The 6,363-nt window shown below is 64.5% G+C and carries 7 protein-coding genes; 3 read left to right on the forward strand and 4 right to left on the reverse strand.

Annotated features, from left to right (window positions below; all coding sequences use genetic code 11):
- The first annotated feature begins 86 nt into the window (after positions 1 to 86).
- On the forward strand, positions 87 to 509 hold the full coding sequence (locus V5A53_RS11765; protein WP_332313805.1) for a DUF7322 domain-containing protein: 423 nt from the start codon (positions 87 to 89) through the stop codon (positions 507 to 509).
- Positions 506 to 919 (forward strand): DUF7346 family protein, encoded by a 414-nt coding sequence (locus tag V5A53_RS11770; protein WP_332313806.1) that lies wholly within the window; start codon positions 506 to 508, stop codon positions 917 to 919. Before V5A53_RS11765 ends, V5A53_RS11770 begins: the two co-directional genes overlap by 4 nt.
- Here V5A53_RS11770 and rad50 read toward each other — a convergent pair whose 3' ends face one another.
- The 4 genes from rad50 to V5A53_RS11790 are packed head-to-tail and all read right to left on the reverse strand — an operon-like array spanning position 920 to position 5,549.
- Positions 920 to 3,583: a DNA double-strand break repair ATPase Rad50 gene (rad50, locus tag V5A53_RS11775; protein WP_332313807.1), complete on the reverse strand. Its 2,664-nt coding sequence runs from the start codon at positions 3,581 to 3,583 to the stop codon at positions 920 to 922.
- Positions 3,580 to 4,896 carry a DNA double-strand break repair protein Mre11 gene (mre11, locus tag V5A53_RS11780; protein ID WP_332313808.1) on the reverse strand — a complete coding sequence of 439 codons (1,317 nt, stop codon included), beginning with the start codon at positions 4,894 to 4,896 and terminating at the stop codon, positions 3,580 to 3,582. Before mre11 ends, rad50 begins: the two co-directional genes overlap by 4 nt.
- The gene (locus tag V5A53_RS11785) at positions 4,893 to 5,234 is read right to left on the reverse strand and encodes a hypothetical protein (protein WP_332313809.1); all 342 of its coding nucleotides are present in this window, start codon (positions 5,232 to 5,234) and stop codon (positions 4,893 to 4,895) included. The genes mre11 and V5A53_RS11785 overlap by 4 nt, the downstream gene beginning before the upstream one ends.
- A 51-nt stretch (positions 5,235 to 5,285) precedes the next feature.
- On the reverse strand, positions 5,286 to 5,549 hold the full coding sequence (locus V5A53_RS11790) for a MarR family transcriptional regulator (protein ID WP_332313810.1): 264 nt from the start codon (positions 5,547 to 5,549) through the stop codon (positions 5,286 to 5,288).
- A 170-nt stretch (positions 5,550 to 5,719) separates the two neighbouring features.
- Between V5A53_RS11790 and V5A53_RS11795 the strand changes: the two genes are divergently transcribed.
- On the forward strand, positions 5,720 to 6,363 hold a 644-nt coding region (locus tag V5A53_RS11795; RefSeq protein WP_332313811.1), incomplete at its 3' end, for an AAA family ATPase.

Genomic DNA, 6,363 nt, shown 5'->3' on the forward strand with positions numbered 1-6,363 from the left:
GCCGCGTCGGCCGAAGCCGCGTCCGACCCGGGGTGTTGGGACCAAAGGTCGCGTGACTTTTCGTTCTCCGGTCCGTTCGGCCGAGTGTGAACCCGCTCGAAGACGACGAGGACGCCTGGCCCGACGAGCCCGAGGAGTTCGACCCCGAGAACCTCGGCCCCGAGGCGCCCGACGCGTCCTCGAACATCGATTCGCGGGTCAAGGAATCCCTCGGTGCGACCGCCGACATGGAGGAGGGGCTCTTTCGGGCCTTCTGGGGCGCCGTCGTCTTCCTCAACACGGCGGTTGCGGCGCTTTCCATCGGCGCGATGTTAGTCTACTTCCGCGGGGACTGGGCGATGGGCGGCCCCGCGCTGCTCGTCGGCTCGATAGCGGCCGTCTTCACGGTTCGCTTCTATCTGAAAGGCAGGCGGAAACTCCGGGAACGCGACGAGGAGAGCGAGGCCACCGAGGACGAAGGCGTTGAAGACGCAAACCAAGAATCCGCGGACGAGAGGTCAGACCAATGAGAACCGTCGAACACCAGGGCAAGCGGTATCTGCTGGTCAAGCAGTCCGGCGAATCGAGTCTCGTCAGAAACCCCGAGACTGGCGACGAGCAGTACCTCCCGAACGACGAACTCGAAGCGACGGGCGAATCACCACTGACGGTCGCCGCAAACCGGGTTTCCGAACCCGTCCGTCGCGTCGTGACTGCGGTCCACTCCGAGCAGACCCTCGGCGTCCTCGTGGAACTGGACGAGTGCGGCCCGCTCTCGGTGCGGGAGATCCTCGGAGCCTACGACCTCTGTGAGTCGGATATCCACGGCATGTTCGCCGAACTGCGGGCCGCGGGATTGGTCGAGGAAGCGACGGTCAACGGCGAACGTGGTTACGATCTCACCGAAACCGGAACGGCAGGCCTCGCCGGCCTCCGATAATCAGGACAACGCCTCGACGGTCGCGGACCGCTCGACCGACGACCGGTTCGTCGTCGGGTCCTTGTGGACCGCGATGAGGTCGTCAGCCGCACCCACCAGTTCCTCGTCGTGGCTGACGACGACGATCTGATCGACACCGTGGTCGGTCATCGATTCGATCAGTTCCACGAGTTTCGAGACGTGGCCCGAATCGAGGAATACTGTTGGTTCATCAAGGATGAGCGGTGGCGTCGGGGCTTGGCCCTCGATACCCTCCGAGAGCAGGCGATAGATGGCACACCGCAGCGAGAGGTTGAACAGCGCCCGTTCGCCGCCCGACAGTTGGTCGGGGTCCAGCGGCGTCCCGTCCTTCTGGTAGACGGTCAACTCGTAGTCGCCGTCCAGTTCGATGCGGGCGTACGAGTCGTTCTGGTAGACGAGGTCGAACGTCTCGTTGAGCATCGCCTCCAGTTTCTCGACGTTGCGCTGGCGGAGGTCCGCACGGAGGTCCGTGTACATCTCCTGTAGCTCGTAGGCCTCGTCGTAGAGGGATTCGAGGCGGTCGACGGTCGATTGAAGCTCTTCGCGGCGTTCGCGGAGGTTCTCGAGTTCCTCGATCTCGTTTTCGACCGCGCCGATGGCGTTCTGGAGTTCGTCGCGCTTCTCGCGCTGTTCGTCCAGATACGGCTCGACGTCATCCAGATAGCCTTCGGCCTTCTGCTTCTGGGCCTTGGCCTCTTCGAGTGCGGATTCGTCGAACTGCTCTTCGAGTTCGGCCTTCCGTTCGCGCTTGTCTGTGAGGCGCTCGCGGCGCTGTTCGTTGAGTTCCTCCTTGTTGTCCCGGCGCTCGCGCAACTGCTCGATCTGCTGTTCGTTGTCGTCGACGGCCTCCAGCAGGTCTTCGACGCGCTCCAGATGCTTTCGGGATTCGTCGACACTCGCCTTCCGCTGGTTCAACTCGCCGATGGCCTGCCGTGCCTCGTCGGACTTCGATTCGGCCTGCTCGGCGGCTTCTTCGGCTTCCCCGGCCGCTTCCTCGTACTCGGCGGCCTGCTCGCGCAACTCCTCGACCCGGTCGGCCTTCGCCTCGACGGAGTCGGCCTTCTGGTCGATGAGTTGGGTGGCGTTCTTCCGGGAGTCTTCGAGCCGCGATAGTTCCGAGGCGGTCTCGACCAGCGTCTCGGCCCGCTCGCGTTTCGCTTCGAGTTCCGCGACGCGCTTTTCGGCGGCTTCGAGTTCGGCTTCGAGTTCCGCGACCCGTTCGCGGTCCTCGTCGATGGATTCGACGTGTGGCGAGCCGTCGACCGATTGGCCACACTCGGGGCATTTGCCTTCCTCCAGCAGGCGCTCAGCCTCGGCAACCGTCTCCTCGGCGTTTTCGAGGCTTGCGTCGAGTTCCGCGACCCGTTCTTTCGCCTCGGTTAGTTCCTCGTCGACCGTCTCGCGGTGGGCGTCGATCTCGCCGCGGGCAACCGGCGCTTCGTCCAGTTCCTCCCGCAACTCCTCGATATCGCTATCGAGGTCCGAGAGGTCTTCACGGCGCTCTTCGAGCTTGTCGCGTTCCTCTTCGACCTCGGCTTCGAGTTCGTCGGCCTCATCGCGGGCTTCGGCGGCCTGCTCGCGGAGTTCCTCGGCTCGTTCGCGTTTCGTCTCGGCGGTTCCAGCGTGTTCTTGGGCTTCCAGCCGTCGCTCCTCGATATCGTCGCGAATCCCGTCGGCTTGCTCGTCCAGTTCCGTGAGCCGTTTGTCGACGGCCTCGGCGTCCGCCTCGTCGAGTTCCGTTTCGGCGACTGCCTCGTCGAGATTCTCCCGGAGGTCGTCGGTTTCCTCTCGGAGCGACCGAACCTCTTCGGCGAGGCTCTCGCGTTCCCGTTCGGTCTCGGCGATGGTCGATTTGAGGTCCTCGATTTCGCCGTCCAGTTCCTCGATATCCGCACGGCGCTGTTCGTACTCTTCGAGGACGGCTTCGGCCTCGTCTAGGCGCTCCTTGGCTGCCTCGCGCTGGTCGGATTTCTCCTCGATGTCCTCGTTGACCTCCGTGAGGTCACTTTTGAGGGCGTTGAGCCGGTCGTGGAGGTCTCGGTCCTCCTTCTCGGCGATCTGTTCTTCGACCTGCGAGAGCGCGCCCTGCTTGTCGTCGCGGACGCGGCCGACGCCGACGCGAGCCTTGCTGGCCCGCTCGCGGTACTCCTCCAGTTTGCCGAGTTGGAGGAGGTCGTCGATCATGTCCTGTCGCTCGCTCGGCGAGGCGTTGATGAGTTTGTTCACCTCGCCCTGCCGGACGTAGGCGCAGTTGACGAACGCCTCGGCGTCCATCCGAAGCAAGCCCTCGATGTGGTTTTCGACGTCGGTGACCTGCTCGATGGTCCCTTCCGGCGTCTCCAGCAGGCAGGTCGTCGTCTGGGCGCTGTCGCCGCGGAGTTTGACCTCGCGTTCGACGTGATAGTCGGCGCCGTTGTGGGTGAACCACAGTTCGACGGTCATCTCCTCGGCATCGTTGGAGATGATGTCGTCGAGGGTGCCGTCGATGGCGTCGGTGCCGTAGAGGGCGAAGAAACACGCCTCCAAAAGCGAGGACTTCCCGCTACCGTTGACGCCGTGGATGACCGTCACGCCCGAGCGCAAGGAGAGTTCGCTGTCGGCGTAGCACTTGAAGTTCCGCAGGCGAACGCGCTCGAATCTCATAGGTAATCCTCCATCGAGGCCTGATCCTCTCCCTGTGCGGTCGGCGGCTGTTGGCCGTCTGCTTCGGCCGGGTCAGGGGTCGGTTCCTCGGCCGTGGTCCCGTCCGTTGCTTCCTCAGCGTCCTCGGCGCTCCCGTCGGTCGATGCATCGTCGGCCATCCGGTCGGCGACGGTTTCGGTGTCGTTGTCGGGTGCCGAATCGAAGGCGCTCGGGTCCTCGAGGAGGTCGGCGACGCGGTCTTCGGCCTCGTCGGCCACGTTCGAGTCGGCGATCTTGCTGGCACGGATCATCTCGTCGAGGTCGCGGGCCGCACCGCTGAGACCGAGGTCGCGGACGCGTTCGCGAACGGCCTCGTCGGGGTCGGCGAAGGCGACGTCGAGGTCCGTGTCCTCGGAGACCTCTCGGCGGTCGTTGACCCGGGCGACCAGCGCGCCCGCGTCGGCGGCGAACTCCTCGATTCGGGCGGCCGAGACGTCCTCGCCATCGCCTTCCAGCGACACGTGGACGACGGCGTCGGCGAGGTCGTGTTCCCGGAGGCGGTCTCGGACGCGTTCGAAACCCTCGGTCTCGCCGAGTTCGAGGTCGATGAAGACGAAATCGCGAGTCTCGATACCCCGGCGGGAGATGTGGACGCCGTCCTCATCGAACTCGACGATGTTGTAGCCCCGTTCGTCACGTTCGCTTGCGCTCGCGCGCTCGGTGGAGCCACAGTAGGTCACCCACGTCCCCTCGATCTGCTCGCGTGTGGCGGCGTGCTCGTCGCCCAGTAACATCGCGTCGAACGCTTGGTTCGCCTCAGAGAGGACCTCCTCAGCGTCCCATTCGACGTTGCCGTAGTCGGGAACCAGCGGCGAAAAGAGGCCGTGAGAGACGAGGGCCGCGTGGTCGGCGTCGTGGGGTGCGAACTCGTAGTCGAGGCCTTCGCGCTGGGAGCGCGGGACGAAATCGAGGCCGTAGAAGGCGGTATCCTCGATTACGACCGGTTCGGCGCCGAGGCGGGTCGCGAGGCCCATCGCCTCGAAGAGGTCCAACCATTGGGCGTCGCGTTTGGTCTCGTGGTTGCCGACGATAGCGAGAAACGGAATCCCGGCCCCGTCGAGGCGTTCGAGCACGTCGAGCGTGCCCAGGAGGTCGGGCAGGCCCGGTCGCCGGTCGTGAAAGAGGTCGCCGGCATGGACGACGGCGTCGACGTCGTCTTCCACCGCGTCCTCGGCGACCTGCCGGAAGGCGTCGAGGAAATCCTCCCGCCGTTCCGGCAGATGGTACTGTCGGTAGCCGAGGTGGGTGTCGCCGGTGTGAATCACCCGTGTCATCTGTCCGTTCCTTGTCCGTCGCCTCTTAAATCGGTTCCGCGACCACGGTGAAAGTGAACGCCCTCTCGCGATGCCGCCGCGCGAAACCGGCGGAAGGCTTCGAGCGCGCGTTCGCCGCGTTCGCGGCGAGTCGGGTCGTCTGTCGCTTCGATGGCGGCGGCGAGCCTGTCGAGACCGACCGACTGGACGAACTCGGCCGCTGCATCGAGGTCGTCGACGGCCGCATCGGCCTGTTCGATGACCGTCGCGTCGTCGGGGCCGGCGAGACGGGCGAGGGCAGTACGGACCGTTCGCTCGTCGATGGGGTCGTCGTTGGAACTATCCGAGTCAGGCGACACGCGGGAAGGTGGCGGCGTCTCCAGTTATAAATAGTCGGTAGGGTCTCGGAGTCAGTTCTCGATGGAGAGTGCGTAGACGCGTTTGCGGGCGTCGGTAAAGGAGAACCGCGAGTCGACGGCGTCGACCTCTTCGAGTCGGGTGAGCGCGTAGCGGACGGTCCGGGCCGGCAGCATCGTCTCTTCGGCGAGTTGGCTCTGGGTGAGCCGGTCGTTGTATTCGAGGACCTTTGCGACCAACTTGGCGCTCGGCGGCAGGTCCGCGACGGCCTCCCAGCCGACCGCGTCCGTCCCTGTCTGCACTTCGGTTGCGCTCATTGTACTTAGTGTATTCCAATGACACGGGATAATACTTGCTATTCACAAATATGTCCAATGGTAATTACGCTGGGCAGAACGCCGAACCGTCGAACTCGGGGTTTTCGGCGACGTCAGGCGGGTGAACCTACCCGAAGTCTCTTATAACTACGGGCGCTACGGACCTGTTGATGACTGATACTGTTGACGACGTCGACCTCCCCTACAAGGACGGCGCGTCACAGCAGGAGAAAGTGGAGGCGCTGGAGGAGCGTCTCGAGATCCTCGAACAGCAGAACGAGGAGATGCGGGACAAACTCCTCGACGCCAACGCGGAGAACAACAAATACCAGCAGAAGCTCGAGCGGCTTACCCACGAGAACAAGAAGCTCAAGCAGTCGCCGCTGTTCGTCGCCACCGTCCAGGAGATCACGGACGAGGGCGTCATTATCAAACAGCACGGCAACAACCAGGAAGCCCTCACCGAGGTCACCGACGACCTCCGGGAGGACCTCGCCCCCGACTCGCGAGTCGCCGTCAACAACTCCCTGTCCATCGTCAAGGAACTCGACGACGAGACGGACGTTCGCGCCCGCGTCATGCAGGTCGACCAGTCGCCGGACGTCTCCTACGAGGACATCGGCGGCATCGACGAGCAGATGGAGGAAGTCCGCGAGACCGTCGAGATGCCCATCGAGAGCCCCGAGATGTTCGACGAAGTGGGCATCGACCCCCCGAGCGGCGTCCTCCTGCACGGCCCGCCGGGGACCGGCAAGACGATGCTCGCGAAGGCCGTCGCCAACCAGACCGACGCCACCTTCATCAAGATGGCCGG

The organism is Natronomonas sp., from assembly GCF_036625485.1.
Classification (GTDB): Archaea; Halobacteriota; Halobacteria; order Halobacteriales; family Haloarculaceae; genus Natronomonas.

Excerpts from the sequence above, each read along its gene's own strand:
- mre11 (WP_332313808.1), bottom strand. The coding sequence starts at position 4,896 with ATGACACGGGTGATTCACACCGGCGACACCCACCTCGGCTACCGACAG.
- V5A53_RS11770 (WP_332313806.1), top strand. The coding sequence starts at position 506 with ATGAGAACCGTCGAACACCAGGGCAAGCGGTATCTGCTGGTCAAGCAG.
- V5A53_RS11790 (WP_332313810.1), bottom strand. The coding sequence starts at position 5,549 with ATGAGCGCAACCGAAGTGCAGACAGGGACGGACGCGGTCGGCTGGGAG.
- rad50 (WP_332313807.1), bottom strand. The coding sequence starts at position 3,583 with ATGAGATTCGAGCGCGTTCGCCTGCGGAACTTCAAGTGCTACGCCGAC.